Genomic DNA, 14138 nt, shown 5'->3' with positions numbered 1-14138 from the left:
CACGCGATCCCACAAGATTTTGTGGTTGGAAGTTGAAGATTACAGCAATCTGTCAGATCGCTGTTCCCAATTCGGATGAGGGCTTCCACTGCCGCCGCTCTCAGACACGGCTCAAAGCGCATTACGCCATTTACTCAGGTAAACGGGATTACGAGTGCGACGCAAATGAGCAAGCTGCCCGCAATGATATTGGTCCTTTGCATTGCGCGGGGCGTGGTCAAGAACCCGCGGGCCCGTCCGATTAATCCGGCTAACGCAAGATTGCCGATTAGTGGTACGGAAAAGGAAAGCAACAGGATTGGCAGTAAATCAGCCTTGGTGATTTGACTGAGATCGAAAAACCCGGGCAACATGCCCATATAGAACAAGATCGCTTTTGGGTTCGCGAGAATGACAAACAATCCGGCTAAGAACCCGGCGAGTTTTCCGGGTTTGGTCAGTGTTTTGTTTTCTGTGATTTTCTTCTTTGAATGCACAAGAACGGAAATCCCCATCCCAAGAAACGTGGCGCTGGCGACATACCGTAGAATAAGCATGACACCGTCGAACGCAGAAACCATCCAGGACACACCGATGATTGCCGCTAGGGGCCAGATGATGTCCCCGACAGCGACTCCCAAAGCAAGCGGCCAAGCGGCTTGAAACCCACCTGACAGGGATCTTGCCACAAGAGCAAGCCAAACGGGCCCGGGTGTCAGGAACAAGACGAGCAAGGCCCCCGCATAGAGCGCCATATCCCAAACAGTAACTGTCAATGATTGGTAACCTGGGAAATACCATCAGTTTCTGTAACTTGCAGGACCTGCGCCCGGTCCCCAAGTTCAGCAAACAGTTCGGGGCCGGTCCCGGTCATCCACGCCTGTGCGCCAAGGGCACAGATTTCATCATAGAGCGCCGCGCGACGATCCGCATCCAAGTGCGCCGCAACCTCATCCAGCAAAACGATGGGCGGGGCGCCGACTTGCTCGGCCAAGGCGCGGGCATTAGCAAGAATCAGTGACACCAAAAGCGCCTTTTGTTCACCGGTCGAACAGTCTTTGGCGGGCACACCCTTAGCCGCGAAAACGCCATAGATATCGCTGCGGTGGGGGCCAACAAGAGTTCGCCCTGCAGCCAGATCACGAAATCGGCTTTCGGTCAAAGCATCCCGGAAGTCAGTCTCGGTATCGGGCATGGCGCCTTCGGTTTGCGTCAATTCTAGATCCGCGAATGGGAATGCGGTCTCGGCCTTTGCTTGAGCTACTTGTAGTTGGTCGAGGGCGTTAATGCGTCCTTGATGAATCTGGAACCCAGCAGAGGCCATTTGGGTTTCCAGTGCTGTGTACCAATGGGCGTCGCGTATTTGTTCTTTCAGCAAGCGGTTGCGTTCGCGCATGGCCTTTTCGTAGGTCAGTGACGCCTCAGCATGGGAGGGATCAAAGCTAAGGGCCATGCGATCCAAGAATCGTCGCCGTCCCTCGGCGCCTTCAACCCAGAGCCGATCCATAGAAGGAATCAGCCAAACCACCCGTGCCAAACGCCCCAGAGCGATCTGGTTGGCGGATTTTTCGTTGATCTTGACTTGCCGCGCTGCGCCTTTGTCAGACCATGTTTCGATTTCGTGCGATTGGCCCAGAACATTCAACAGGCCGTTTAGTTTCCAGCCCAAAGCCTCGGGACGGCGGGCCATATCTGCTGCACTGGCACGACGCATTCCCCGACCCGGAGAAAACAACGAAACCGCTTCGAGGATGTTTGTTTTGCCTGAGCCGTTGGCGCCATGAATCGCAACAGGGCGGCCATCCAAGGATAGCCGCGCCAGTTTGTGCGAACGAAAGTGAGAGAGAGTCAGCGCCGTCAGAGCCAACACGAGGCCGCCTCCTTTGTCTGGTCACGAAAGTGCGCCAAAGCTATCGGTTTCAGGCGGTTAAACCCGCATCGGCATAACAACATAGACGGCGCTTTGGTCGTTGCCTTCGCGCATCAGGGTCGGATCACCGGAAGAGTTGAACATGAACACAGCATTTTCGCGATCTACCTGGCTGGCTATTTCCAACAGGTATTTCGCGTTAAATCCGATCTCAAGCGATTCATCGCCATAGGCCACCGCGAGCTCCTCTTCGGCGGCGCCGCTGTCTGGTGCGTTGACTGACAGGATCAAACGATCCTCTTCCAACTGCAGCTTGACGGCGCGTGACCGTTCCGAAGATACGGTTGCAACACGATCTACCGCTTGGGCAAATTCGCTTGCGTCAACTTCCAACCGGCGTGTGTTGCCCTGCGGAATCACGCGGGTGTAATCAGGGAATGTGCCATCGATGACTTTAGAGGTCAGGGTGATGTCAGGCGTCGCAAACCGAATTTTCGTTTCGCTCACCGAAACAGCGATATCCATCTCATCGTCGTCTAGCAACTTGCGCATTTCGCCCACGGTTTTACGGGGGACGATGACACCAGCCATATCACTCGCGCCGGCTGGCAGATCCGCGTCAATCCGTGCAAGGCGATGGCCGTCCGTTGCAACGCAGCGCAAAACCTTGCCGCCTTCGGCATCGGCAATGTGCATATAAACGCCGTTCAAATAATACCGCGTCTCTTCTGTCGAGATGGCAAATTTTGATTTGTCGAACAGGCGACGTAAAACGGCGGCGGGGGCCGAGAAGTTCGATTGATATTCCGACGACGCCATCACCGGGAAATCTTCGCGGGGCAGGGTCGCAAGGGAGAAATTCGACCGGCCCGCTTCTACGGTCAGACGACCGGCTGCGGCATCCGCTGTGAGTGTGACCAAGGCCCCATCAGGCAGCTTGCGCACGATTTCATGCAAGGTTGTGGCCGCGACGGTGGTTGCGCCGGCGCGCTCGACCTGAGCCAAGGCTTTGTCGACGACTTCGATGTCCAGATCGGTGGCGCGGAACTGAACGCTCTCGCCTTCGGCCTCGATCAGCACGTTTGCCAGGATCGGGATTGTGTTGCGACGTTCGACAACCGACTGAGCCTGAGACACGGCTTTGAGAAGCGTGCCGCGTTCGATGCTGATTTTCATACCCTACTATCCTTTGACTTGGACCATTACTGGGAGCCGGGACAGGCAACCTAACGGTTTGCCCCTGCAACACAAGGTTTTTCATGGATTTGTCGGTTGGAAAATCAAGGGCGTCAAGGGGGGCGTGACGTGAATGGCACAGTTGACGGTAAATCGTGGAAATGTGCACACATGTTGCGAACAATAAAAGGCCCCGAACCGAGGTTCAGGGCCTTTTAGAAAACGGGTAAGAGTCTTAGGCTTCGAGCGCGCGGCGCAGCATTTCGACGTCTTCGGCAATTTGTCCGTCGGTCGATTTCAGCTCTTCGATCCGGCGTACACCATGCATGATGGTGGTGTGGTCGCGTCCACCAAAGCGGCGTCCGATCTCAGGCAGCGAGCGGCTGGTCAATTGTTTGCACAGATACATCGCTACTTGCCGGGGACGCGCGTAAGAGCGCAATCGCTTTGGTCCGATGATGTCGCTGAGGCGGATGTTGTAATAATCCGATACTTTGCGCTGGATCTCTTCCACCGTGATCTTGCGTTCAGAGGCGCGAAGAACATCGGCCAGACAATCTTGGGTCAGGTCCATGTCGATTTCGCGACCAACCAGGGACGCAAAGGCGAACAATCGAGTCAATGCCCCTTCTAGAACGCGCACGTTGGTCGAGATGCGGTGGGCCAGAAACTCTAAAACGCCGTCGGCAATTTCCAAACCGGGATAGGTCGCGCTGTGCTGCTGAACTTTGTTTTGTAGGATGCCAAGGCGCAATTCATAATCGGTCGGATGCAGATCGACGACCAGGCCACACTGAAGGCGGGACTTTACGCGATCTTCCAGATCCTTGATCTCGCCGGGGGCGCGGTCAGCCGAAATGATGATCTGTTTGTTCTGATCAACCAAGGCATTGAATGTGTGGAAAAACTCTTCTTGTGTTGAGTCTTTGCCTGCGATGAACTGCACGTCATCAACCATCAGGACATCGACCGACCGGAACAGGTGTTTGAAATCCATCATCCGACGCTCACGTAGGGCTTGAACGAAGCGATACATGAATTGTTCAGCTGACAGATAGAGCACGTTCAGCTCAGGCTTTTGCGTTTTTAGTTCCCACGCGATGGCATGCATCAGGTGCGTTTTACCCAATCCAACACCACCATACAAAACCAGCGGATTGAAGGTGACGGGACCCCCTTCGGCAACGCGACGCGCGGCTGCATGAGCCAACTCGTTTGGTTTGCCGACAACAAAGCGGTCAAACGTGAAACGCGCATCCAGCGGGGCGGCTTGGAGTGATTCCATCTGGCCCTGTGACGCGGATACGGCGGCCTTACTGCTCAGGCTGGGCGCCGCTGGTGCGGTCACGGGGTGTGTTGCGGTGTTGGCCGCAGCGGGGCGGGCAGTAGAATTGGCGGCGACCCGGAAAGCCAGTCGCTGAACCGTCTCTCCCGAAGTATTCAATTCGTACAAGATCAAATCAGCAAAGTTCTGGCTGACATAGTTTCCCATAAAGTTTGTCGGAACTGTGAACACTGCAACCCCATCTTGCAGTTCTTCAAATTCCAGCGGCTCAATCCACGTTGTGTAGTTGTTTTGGCCGACGGTTTTTAGCAGCCGCTCTCTGAGCTGTCCCCATTTTTCTTGTGTCATCGGTGCCTCACGCATCCCATCTTCTCTTGGCCATTTTGGCCTTATTACCCATCCAGTTTGCCGGCCCATCACCAGCAGGATTCACGCGCACAGAGAGAGTGTTCGCCGACCGTCAAAGTCGTCGCCTGATGTCCCAAAAGACATCAAAATAGGTCAAACGCGATGTGCTGGGCTCTCTTCTTCGACAGCCAACACAAACATCGTACCTATTACACACTCATTTTCCGACAGGGCCATGGATTAGGTTTCCCTAACCTTACAGCAGGTCGACCAAACCGGGGCAGCCCCGATCTATCGACATTCGCTTTCAGTCTATCTGATGCCCATCAGAGTGACCTCGAAAGCAGCCCGTCCCCCCAAGCGAGTGAATCGCTGGAACAGTGGTAGCAAGTCTGTGGGCGAACCGGCAATCAAACTCTGCGGTTGACTCAGAGTTTGACGAGAAAGAATCTCTTGCCCCGCAGGCAGCGCGGATTCCGTGCAACAGAGACAAAAAAAGGCGCTGCATGACGCAGCGCCTTGAAATCAGCTAAATCGAAACCGACTCAGGTGAGTCGTTTTAGCCCAGGGATTTGACCCGTGCGGACAAACGCGACACTTTCCGTGACGCGGTGTTTTTGTGGTAAACGCCTTTGGTGACGCCGCGCATCAATTCGGGCTGAGCGGCACGCAGAGCTGCGGTTGCTGCTTCTTTGTCGCCAGATTCGATGGCTTCTTCTACTTTACGCAGGAAGGTGCGGATGCGCGAACGACGGGCTTTGTTTACAGCGAAACGGGCTTCGTTCTGACGGGCGCGTTTTTTTGCCTGAGGCGAATTTGCCATGATATTGGACCTTTGTCTTCGGGTTCAGTTTGTTTCGATAGCGCGATGCCAAGCCTGACCCGGATCAGATCCACCGGTGTGATTCTAGCCAGAGCGGGCTGCACGCGCATGTATGACGGCGGTCTTTACTCGAACTTTCGGGTGTTGCCAACCGGATTCGGTTCAGGAAGGCCGCAAATGCAAAAAGGCAGGTGTTTTGGCCTGCCTTTTTAGTCAATTTGAGGTCTGGGTTACTTGTCCCGGAACTGTGCCTGACGTTTTTCGAGGAACGCGGCCATGCCTTCTTTTTGGTCTTCGGTCGCAAACATGGAATGGAACACGCGGCGTTCAAACAGAATGCCTTCGTTCAGGGTCAGCTCATAGCTGCGGTTCACGGCTTCTTTTGCAGCAGCGGTTGTCAGAGACGACTTTTCTGCGATTTTCTGCGCTGCGCTCGTGGCTTCTTCGAGCAACTTTTTCGCAGGAACCACACGGCTCACCAATCCGGCTCGTTCGGCTTCTTCTGCGTTCATGAAGCGGCCCGTCAGGTTCATATCCATGGATTTGGATTTTCCAACGAATCGGGTCAGGCGCTGCGTGCCACCAATCCCGGCAATCACACCAAGATTGATTTCGGGCTGGCCAAATTTGGCGGTGTCAGATGCAATTATGAAATCGCAGAGCATCGCCAATTCGCAGCCACCGCCCAACGCATAGCCACTGACGGCGGCGATGATGGGTTTGCGGATTGCGATGATCCGGTCGTTGACCATCGCGAACAGGTTTTCGCCATAGACTTCTACAAAGCTCTTAGTGGACATCTCTTTGATGTCGGCACCCGCGGCGAAGGCTTTGTCTGATCCGGTTAGGATAATGCAGCGCACCTTATCGTTTGCATCGGCCTCTTCCAGCGCCGTGCACAATTCACCCACGAGTTGGGCGTTCAATGCATTCAAGGCGTCGGGGCGATTCAGTTTGATAAGAGCTACGTGGTCTTCAACGTCGACGATGATCGTCTCAAAGGCCATGGAAAATGCTTTCGGTTGTTCCGTTCTGGACCGATTCCTTACCACGCGGGGGAATTGGTTCAAGTTATCTTTGGCATTGCGGACAGTAGAAGGATGAGCGTCCCGATTGGGTGATTCTCGCAATTTCACTGTCACACCCTTCGGTGCGGCAGTGTTCCCCTTCGCGTCCATAAACATCAAAGGAATGCTGAAAATATCCAAGTTCTCCATCGGCTTGGCGGAAATCCTTGAGCGATGATCCCCCCGCGTCGATGGCGTCTGACAGCACCTGACGGATGATCGGAACCAGCGATGCGACTCGTTTTGCGGCGATCTGTCCGGCTTTGCGACGTGGCGAAATTCCCGCGCGAAACAATGCTTCGCAAACGTAAATATTTCCCAAACCGGCGACGATTCCCTGATCCAATAGGGCAGATTTCACAGGACTGTTCTTGTTGGTAAAGGCATCGATCAAATGCTGGTCGTGAAAATCATTGCTCAAAGGTTCAGGGCCAAGCACTGCCAACAGCTTGTGATTTTCGGCCGTTGCGGTGGGCAAAAGATCCATGGCGCCAAACCGGCGCGGGTCGTTGAACGTCACGCGAGCGCCGTTTGCCATATGAAACACGACGTGGTCGTGTTTCTGCGCTGGGGGATGATCGTGGACGAATTGCCCCAATGGATCGCCTGACACGGTCATGCGTCCCGACATCCCCAGATGAACCAACAGCGTTTCGCCACTGCTGAGGTCTGCTAGAATGTACTTCGATCGTCGCCTTAGCCGGTCCACGCGTTGCCCTGACAGCCGTTCCGCCATGCGGTCTGGGAATGGCCAGCGCAAATCAGGGCGATTCACATCCGCTTTTTCGATCACAATTCCCTCCATCGCGGGGGTTAATCCACGTTTCACCGTCTCGACTTCGGGCAATTCCGGCATTTAGGCGCTCCTATTCCATTGGGCCGCATTGTGCCCATCTTCCAGCGCCCTATAACAGAGGCGAATTCAACGAACGGCAAGCGACATGTCTGACAGCTCTGATAAAACCACCCATTTTGGGTTTGAAACCGTCCCCGAAGGCGAAAAGGCCGGGCGCGTACAGGGCGTGTTCAACTCGGTCGCCAGTAAATATGACATCATGAACGACGTGATGAGCATGGGCATTCACAGGGTCTGGAAAGACGCGATGATGGATTGGCTTGCTCCACGCCCTGGACAACGGTTGCTGGATGTGGCCGGTGGGACAGGTGATATTTCGTTCCGGTTCCTGAAACGTGCCGGAGAAGGGCATTCAACCGTTCTGGATTTGACCGAGCCTATGCTGATCGAAGGACGGAAACGCGCCGAGGCAGAACAGCGGGCAGACAGCTTGGATTGGGTGGTTGGTGATGCCATGGCGCTGCCATTCGAGGATAACACCTTTGATGTCTATACGATTTCCTTTGGCATCCGGAACGTGACCCGCCCGCAAGAGGCGTTGAACGAAGCCTATCGTGTCTTGCGTCCCGGTGGTCGTTTGATGGTGCTTGAATTTAGCCAGCTGCCTAATCCGGCGATGCAAAAAGCCTATGACCTCTATTCATTCAACGTGATTCCGCGCATGGGTAAGGCGATCGCGGGGGATTATGACAGCTACCAATATCTGGTCGAATCGATCCGTAATTTCCCAGATCAGGACACCTTTTTGGATATGGTGAAAACAGCCGGGTTCGCGAACGCGAAATACCGCAATCTGAGCCTTGGCATTGCGGCCCTGCATTCAGGTTGGAAGGTCTAAATGCGCGGACCCCACAATATTATTCGCCTGATCCGAACAGGCGCCACATTAGAGCGCACCGGCGCCATGAATGTGGTGTTGGATGCGTTTGAGGCCCCACCATTGTTGCGCTTTGTTGCACATGTTTTGGGTAAACCTTTTCAATGGCTTGGGTACAAAGGTGATCCTGACATGCCTCCGGCGACCCGTGCGCTGACGGCGTTGGGACCTGCGTATATCAAATTTGGGCAAGTTCTATCAACACGCCCTGATGTTGTTGGGGATGACCTGGCAGAACAGCTGCGTGTCCTTCAAGACAAGCTCCCTCCGTTTTCCAAAGCCGAAGCAATGGCCGAAGTGGAAAAGGAATTGGGGCGTTCTGTGGCCGAGGTTTTTTCCGAATTCAGCGAACCCATTGCGGCGGCTTCTATTGCTCAGGTTCACCGCGCGCGTCTGGCCGATTCCGATCAGGATGTGGCGGTCAAAGTTTTGCGTCCAGGGATCGAGCGTGCGTTTCGCAAAGACGTGGATGCGTTCTATTTCGCGGCGCGGATTGTTGATCTGTTCGCCCCCGGAGCACGTCGCCTGCGTCCGATGGAGGTGATCGAACACTTTGATGGTGTGGTACAGGGCGAGTTGGACCTGCGGTTGGAAAGTGCTGCGGCGTCAGAGTTTGCGGCCAACACTACAGACGACGAAGGGTTCCAGCTGCCTCAGATCGTGTGGAATTATTCGGCCCGCCGGGTGATGACGCTGGGTTGGGCGGATGGTGTCCCGCTTGGGGATAACGATGCGATTGACGGGGCAGGGCATAACCGGGTCGATCTGGGCGAACGTGTATTGCGTCTGTTCCTGATGCACGCGCTGCGCGACGGATTTTTCCATGCGGATATGCATCAGGGAAACCTGAAGGTGGCCGCAAATGGCGATATTATTGCCTATGATTTCGGCATCATGGGGCACATCGATGAATACACTCGACGGGTTTATGCCGAGATCCTGTTTGGTTTTATCCGCCGTGACTACAAGCGGGTGGCCGAAGTGCATTTTGAGGCCGGGTATGTGCCTGCCAATCAGGATGTGGATGAATTCGCCCGTGCCTTGCGCGCAGTGGGGGAACCGATTTTCGGGATGGATGCGACGCATATCTCGATGGGTCGGTTGTTGAGTTATCTGTTTGAAGTCACAGAACGTTTTGGCATGGAAACGCGTACCGAGCTGATCTTGTTGCAGCGCACAATGGTCGTGGTCGAAGGGGTGGCGCGGTCTTTGAACCCCCATATCAATATCTGGGAAGTCGCCCATCCCGTGGTCGAGGATTACATCAAGAAATCCATTGGCCCGCGTGCGATCGTTTCGGATTTGGCTAAGACCGCCAAGGTCTTGGCGCGCTTTGGCCCGCGGTTGCCGGGGTTGGTTGAGCAGGCCTTGATCGCGCAAACACATGTCACGGATCAGCAGCCGTCAGCCTGGCGAACTGCGATTGGTCCGGCCGTGCTCGGGGCGGTTATTGGCGGGTGTGCCGTCTTGGCGGCTATTTCGTTGTTCTAAAAGAAAAAGGCGCGAATAAATCGCGCCTTTTTGTCAGATGCTTACTCGGGTCAAGGACCCGAGAGCTGTTGATTATAGCAGCTCGATGGCCAGTGCGATGCCTTGACCGCCGCCGATGCACATGGTGATCAGCCCTTTGGACCCGCCGGTGCGCTCCAATTCATACAGTGTTTTCAAGGTGATGATCGCACCCGTTGCGCCAACTGGGTGACCCAGAGCAATGGCACCACCGTTAGGGTTTACTTTGGCCGGGTCCAGACCCAGTTCTTTGTTCACGGCCAATGCCTGCGAAGCAAAGGCTTCGTTGCTTTCGATCACGTCAAAATCGTTGATGGACAGACCAGTTTTCGCAAGCAGGTTTTGAACGGCAGGAACAGGGCCGATACCCATGACTTCGGGGCGGACACCGGCGTGGGCATATCCCAGAACACGGGCCTTGGGTTTCAGGCCAGCGGCCTCGGCAGCGGTGGCTGTTGCGAACACCATTGCGGCGGCACCATCGTTAATTCCGCTTGCATTACCGGCAGTTACGCGGCCGTCCTTTTTGAACACGGCGCGTAGACCCGCAAGCGCTTCTGGGGTGGTGGCCTTGGGGTGTTCGTCGGTGACAAAGTCGACCATGTCGCGCTTGACCTTGACCTGAACCGGGGTGATTTGGCTGGTGAAATGACCGGCTTCAATCGCGGCAGCGGCGCGGGTTTGACTGGTGAGGGCAAACTCGTCCATCTGTTCACGGGTGACATCGTGTTCGTCCGCGACGTTTTCGGCTGTCACACCCATGTGGCCGGTGCCAAACGGGCAGTTCAGCGCGCCGAGCATCATGTCGAGGGTTTTGACGTCGCCCATCTTGGCCCCCCAGCGTTGCTGCGGGATGATGAAGGGGCTGCGGGACATGTTTTCCGCACCACCGGCGACGGCAAATTCAGCATCTCCCAGCATCAGTGATTGAACAGCAGAAACAATGGCTTGCGCGCCAGAACCGCAGAGGCGGTTGACGTTCATCGCAGGGGTTATATCGGGGATGCCCGCCTGCATTGCGGCAACGCGCGAGAGGTACATATCGCGGGGTTCCGTGTTGATGACATGACCAAATACGACGTGCCCAACCTGCCCGCCTTCGACGCCGGACCGTTCCAGCGCGGCCTTGGTCGCCGTGGTGGCCAGATCAATGGGGGTCGTGGCTGCAAGCGCACCACCAAAGGTGCCAATGGCGGTGCGGGCGCCGTCCAGAATCACGATGTCGGTCATGTATGTTTCTCCTCAAGATTTGCGCCATTATGCATGTGCAGCACGGGCGTGTCTGCCCAAACGTGCCGTCAAAATAGGCGGGGTGACATGCGTGCACCGGGCGTGCACCCCCCGTGCACCCCCTGGTGCACGATTGCTATGCGGCGGTTCGGCGCGCGGGTCCATCAATCAGACCGGGGTGATCTGGTCCCCAGATGCGTTCGATGTCCCGAAACATAAGGGCGCGTTCCAGACGATCCAGTTCGCTCAGGGCTGCCTGTACATTGCCATGATTCTGGCGCAGCGCCTTGGCCCAAATTCGCTCGGCTGATTTGACCGACCAACTGAGCATGGCGCGCTGCAACCAGCGGCGCAGGTCTGGATGTAATTTGTCAAAGCGGGACATAGGGGCGGCCCTACGACGTCGGAGGGAGGATTGGACATTTCTGGGCATGGGATGGGCATGTTACGTTATTACATTTCACATCTATAGCGGACACGCGCAGAGTTGACAAGGCAGGGCAAAGGTCGCAGAGAATCCGTCATGACGGAAAATTCAGACGATATTTTGACACGCTTGCCTGCCCGCCTGAAAGAGGCGCGCCGGGCGCAGGGGTTATCACTAGAGGCGGTTGCGAATCTGTCGGGCGTGTCCCGGTCGATGGTCAGCCAGATCGAGCGGGGCGAGAGCAGTCCGACCATCGCAACGTTGTGGAACCTGACCCGCGCCTTGCAAGTCGATTTCGCCGGGTTGCTCGAGGATGGAGAAGCAGCCGACCGCATTGAGGTTTTGCGTGCCTCGGATGTGCCCAGCATTGACAACATGGGGCAGGGGTGCCGCATTTGTATCCTGTCGCCCCCCGAAGATGCGGGTGGTCACGAGGTTTACGACATCCGGTTCGAAGCGAACGGCGCGCTGAACAGTCAGCCCCACGCCCGTGGCACCCGTGAACAGTTGACGGTTTTAGAGGGATCGGTGCGGGTCACATCCGGCAGCGCGGTGAATGCGTTGAGCGTAGGTGATACCGCACGATATGCGTCAGACGTAGCGCATTCTATCGTTGCCGGAGATGACCCGACGCGGGTGTTTCTAATTGTTAAGACTGTTTGATGGATTGGGCTGAGATAACTAACTGAGGGTTGCGCCCTCCGGGGGGAGGTCGGGCGCGGCCCGGTTTTTACCGGGCGATTCCTTGCCTTTTCTTCGGCACAACAAAAAAGGGGCCGCGAAATGCAGCCCCTGAAATTGCTTCGACTGTAACGCGGATTAATCGCGCAGCAGTTCGTTGATACCGGTTTTGGAGCGGGTTTTTGCATCAACGCGTTTCACGATGACGGCACAGTACAGGTTCACGTTGTTTTTGGAGGGCATGGAACCGGCAACAACCACCGAATAGGGGGGCACTTCGCCGTACATGACTTCGCCGGTTTCGCGATCTACGATCTTGGTCGACTGGCCGATAAATACGCCCATGCCCAAAACAGAGCCTTCGCGCACGATACAGCCTTCGACGACTTCGGACCGGGCGCCGATGAAACAGTTGTCTTCGATGATGGTTGGGCCAGCCTGCATGGGCTCAAGAACGCCACCGATGCCAACGCCACCCGATAGGTGCACGTTTTTACCGATCTGCGCGCAGGAGCCAACGGTCGCCCATGTGTCAACCATGGTGCCTGTGTCGACATAGGCGCCAAGGTTCACAAAAGAGGGCATCAGAACCACGCCGGGAGCGATATAGGCAGATTTGCGGACAACACAGTTTGGAACGGCGCGGAAACCGGCCTCTTTCCACTGCTCTTCGCCCCAGCCGAGGAATTTGGAATCAACTTTGTCCCACCAGCCACCGCCCTGTGGGCCGCCGGATTGCTGTTCCATGTCTTTGATGCGGAAGCCGAGCAGAACCGCTTTTTTGGCCCACTGGTTTACGTGCCAGCTGCCGTCGTCCTGCTTTTCAGCAACGCGCAGGCTGCCGCCGTCCAGCGCCGCCAAAGTGGATTCGATGGCATCGCGTTGTTCACCCGTGGTTGTGGGGGTGATGGTGTCGCGCGCCTCCCAGGCGGCTTCAATGGCGGCTTCGAGTTGTGCATTCGACATGGATCGGCTCCCTAAAACTCTGGTCGTGTTGGAATGGCCTATAAGGCGCGCGGGGCCAATGCGCAATCCGACGCACGACCCGCGATTTGCGTCGTTTCCTTAGCCTGCAAAGGGATCAGGGGCGATATTGCCACCACAGACCAGTACAGCGACCCGCTCACCGGGGGCTGGTACATAGGCTCCGGACATCAACGCGGCCAATGCTGTGGCCCCAGCGGGTTCCACCAGTTGCCGCCGTTCCTGCCACAGGGCGTGTTGGGCGGCGGTGATGGCAGTATCGCTGACCAGCACCGATTCCATCCCCTGAGCCAATTCAAAACAGATGTCCCCGATCCGACGCGCACCCAGCGCATTGGCTGCCACGCCTGAGACATTCACATCAACCGGCTGCCCGGACGCGAGGGCGGCATTCAAAGCACAGGAGGTTTCGGGTTCAACTGCGACCACTTTGCGTGCGCCTTGGAACCACGCCAGCGCCCCCGCGATCAGGCCGCCGCCGCCCACCGCGACCAGAACAGTATCGGCTTGCAGGCCCTGGGCCTCCCACTCGGCAAAGCAAGTGCCTTGGCCCGCGACGGTGGCGGGGGCGTCGTAGGCGTGGATTTGCATCGCGCCAGTTTCGGTTTCATAGGTTTTGGCCAGCGTGAGCGCATTGGCGTATTCGCCGGGCACAACAGTCAAGTCTGCGCCGATTCCTTGGATCAAAGCGATTTTGGATGGGCCTGCCATTTCGGGAACAAAGATCGCCGCCGTGTGGCCGAGCGCCTTGGCGGCAAAGGCCACAGCAGCGCCGTGGTTCCCACCCGAGGCGGCAACCAGCCCGGCAGGAGGGACGTCACAGCTAAGCAGGGTATTGAACGCACCGCGGGCTTTGAAGCTGCCGGTGTGCTGCATGTGCTCCAATTTCAGCTCGATCGGGTAGCCCAGACCATACCCATCTGTTGTCAGGGTTGGGGTTTGGTGCGCATGGCCTGCGATTCGCTGTGCCGCTGCCTCTATTTCTGCCTTCCACTGCATCGTCGCGTTCCTGTCACTGGTGTTGCA

Annotated in this window: 14 protein-coding genes; 3 read left to right on the top strand and 11 right to left on the bottom strand. The window is 56.4% G+C overall.

The annotated features are described in order from the left end of the window. Positions 1-134: 134 nt before the first annotated feature. From ABWV33_RS05375 to mutM, 7 genes are all read right to left on the bottom strand, one after another. On the bottom strand, positions 135-755 hold the full coding sequence (locus tag ABWV33_RS05375) for a LysE family translocator (protein WP_353329383.1): 621 nt from the start codon (positions 753-755) through the stop codon (positions 135-137). Further along, positions 752-1849, bottom strand: a complete 1098-nt coding sequence (gene recF, locus ABWV33_RS05370; RefSeq protein WP_353329382.1) for a DNA replication/repair protein RecF — start codon at positions 1847-1849, stop codon at positions 752-754. The genes ABWV33_RS05375 and recF overlap by 4 nt, the downstream gene beginning before the upstream one ends. A gap of 57 nt (positions 1850-1906) precedes the next feature. After that, complete coding sequence (dnaN, locus tag ABWV33_RS05365; RefSeq protein ID WP_113822448.1) at positions 1907-3025, bottom strand: DNA polymerase III subunit beta; 1119 nt, start codon at positions 3023-3025, stop codon at positions 1907-1909. A 235-nt stretch (positions 3026-3260) separates the two neighbouring features. Then, a complete protein-coding gene (dnaA, locus tag ABWV33_RS05360; protein WP_164621025.1) occupies positions 3261-4658 on the bottom strand; it encodes a chromosomal replication initiator protein DnaA in 1398 nt (465 codons plus the stop codon). A gap of 559 nt (positions 4659-5217) precedes the next feature. Next, on the bottom strand, positions 5218-5481 hold the full coding sequence (gene rpsT / locus ABWV33_RS05355) for a 30S ribosomal protein S20 (RefSeq protein WP_113822447.1): 264 nt from the start codon (positions 5479-5481) through the stop codon (positions 5218-5220). Positions 5482-5711: 230 nt separating this feature from the next. Next, complete coding sequence (acuK, locus tag ABWV33_RS05350; RefSeq protein ID WP_113822446.1) at positions 5712-6488, bottom strand: acryloyl-CoA hydratase; 777 nt, start codon at positions 6486-6488, stop codon at positions 5712-5714. A 64-nt stretch (positions 6489-6552) separates the two neighbouring features. After that, positions 6553-7404 (bottom strand): bifunctional DNA-formamidopyrimidine glycosylase/DNA-(apurinic or apyrimidinic site) lyase, encoded by an 852-nt coding sequence (gene mutM, locus ABWV33_RS05345; protein ID WP_353329381.1) that lies wholly within the window; start codon positions 7402-7404, stop codon positions 6553-6555. Positions 7405-7489: 85 nt separating this feature from the next. On the opposite strand from mutM, the gene ubiE reads away from it, so the two are divergent. Next, positions 7490-8242 carry a bifunctional demethylmenaquinone methyltransferase/2-methoxy-6-polyprenyl-1,4-benzoquinol methylase UbiE gene (ubiE, locus tag ABWV33_RS05340; RefSeq protein ID WP_353329380.1) on the top strand — a complete coding sequence of 251 codons (753 nt, stop codon included), beginning with the start codon at positions 7490-7492 and terminating at the stop codon, positions 8240-8242. Further along, complete coding sequence (gene ubiB / locus ABWV33_RS05335) at positions 8243-9772, top strand: 2-polyprenylphenol 6-hydroxylase (protein WP_353329379.1); 1530 nt, start codon at positions 8243-8245, stop codon at positions 9770-9772. A gap of 72 nt (positions 9773-9844) precedes the next feature. Here the strand turns inward: ubiB and ABWV33_RS05330 are convergent, their stop codons facing one another. Next, positions 9845-11020 (bottom strand): acetyl-CoA C-acyltransferase family protein, encoded by a 1176-nt coding sequence (locus ABWV33_RS05330; RefSeq protein WP_353329378.1) that lies wholly within the window; start codon positions 11018-11020, stop codon positions 9845-9847. A 136-nt stretch (positions 11021-11156) separates the two neighbouring features. Then, positions 11157-11453 carry a DUF6525 family protein gene (locus ABWV33_RS05325; protein WP_353329377.1) on the bottom strand — a complete coding sequence of 99 codons (297 nt, stop codon included), beginning with the start codon at positions 11451-11453 and terminating at the stop codon, positions 11157-11159. Positions 11454-11543: 90 nt separating this feature from the next. On the opposite strand from ABWV33_RS05325, the gene ABWV33_RS05320 reads away from it, so the two are divergent. Next, positions 11544-12110: a helix-turn-helix domain-containing protein gene (locus ABWV33_RS05320; RefSeq protein ID WP_215193914.1), complete on the top strand. Its 567-nt coding sequence runs from the start codon at positions 11544-11546 to the stop codon at positions 12108-12110. A 156-nt stretch (positions 12111-12266) separates the two neighbouring features. On the opposite strand, the gene dapD is transcribed toward ABWV33_RS05320, so the two are convergent. Next, positions 12267-13094 carry a 2,3,4,5-tetrahydropyridine-2,6-dicarboxylate N-succinyltransferase gene (gene dapD / locus ABWV33_RS05315; RefSeq protein WP_353329376.1) on the bottom strand — a complete coding sequence of 276 codons (828 nt, stop codon included), beginning with the start codon at positions 13092-13094 and terminating at the stop codon, positions 12267-12269. Between the two features lie 99 nt (positions 13095-13193). After that, positions 13194-14111: a threonine/serine dehydratase gene (locus tag ABWV33_RS05310; RefSeq protein WP_353329375.1), complete on the bottom strand. Its 918-nt coding sequence runs from the start codon at positions 14109-14111 to the stop codon at positions 13194-13196. Positions 14112-14138: the final 27 nt, after the last annotated feature.

Source organism: Phaeobacter sp. NW0010-22 (assembly GCF_040365955.1).
GTDB lineage: Bacteria > Pseudomonadota > Alphaproteobacteria > Rhodobacterales > Rhodobacteraceae > OMPR01.
The sequence above is the reverse complement of the archived record's forward strand: the minus strand, read 5'-3'. Positions and strand labels throughout refer to the sequence as shown.

Bases quoted from the DNA above. Each gene is read 5' to 3' on its own strand.
- dnaN (WP_113822448.1), bottom strand. From the start codon at position 3,025: ATGAAAATCAGCATCGAACGCGGCACGCTTCTCAAAGCCGTGTCTCAG.
- dnaA (WP_164621025.1), bottom strand. From the start codon at position 4,658: ATGACACAAGAAAAATGGGGACAGCTCAGAGAGCGGCTGCTAAAAACC.
- rpsT (WP_113822447.1), bottom strand. From the start codon at position 5,481: ATGGCAAATTCGCCTCAGGCAAAAAAACGCGCCCGTCAGAACGAAGCC.
- acuK (WP_113822446.1), bottom strand. From the start codon at position 6,488: ATGGCCTTTGAGACGATCATCGTCGACGTTGAAGACCACGTAGCTCTT.
- mutM (WP_353329381.1), bottom strand. From the start codon at position 7,404: ATGCCGGAATTGCCCGAAGTCGAGACGGTGAAACGTGGATTAACCCCC.
- ubiE (WP_353329380.1), top strand. From the start codon at position 7,490: ATGTCTGACAGCTCTGATAAAACCACCCATTTTGGGTTTGAAACCGTC.
- ubiB (WP_353329379.1), top strand. From the start codon at position 8,243: ATGCGCGGACCCCACAATATTATTCGCCTGATCCGAACAGGCGCCACA.
- ABWV33_RS05330 (WP_353329378.1), bottom strand. From the start codon at position 11,020: ATGACCGACATCGTGATTCTGGACGGCGCCCGCACCGCCATTGGCACC.
- ABWV33_RS05325 (WP_353329377.1), bottom strand. From the start codon at position 11,453: ATGCCCAGAAATGTCCAATCCTCCCTCCGACGTCGTAGGGCCGCCCCT.
- ABWV33_RS05320 (WP_215193914.1), top strand. From the start codon at position 11,544: ATGACGGAAAATTCAGACGATATTTTGACACGCTTGCCTGCCCGCCTG.
- dapD (WP_353329376.1), bottom strand. From the start codon at position 13,094: ATGTCGAATGCACAACTCGAAGCCGCCATTGAAGCCGCCTGGGAGGCG.
- ABWV33_RS05310 (WP_353329375.1), bottom strand. From the start codon at position 14,111: ATGCAGTGGAAGGCAGAAATAGAGGCAGCGGCACAGCGAATCGCAGGC.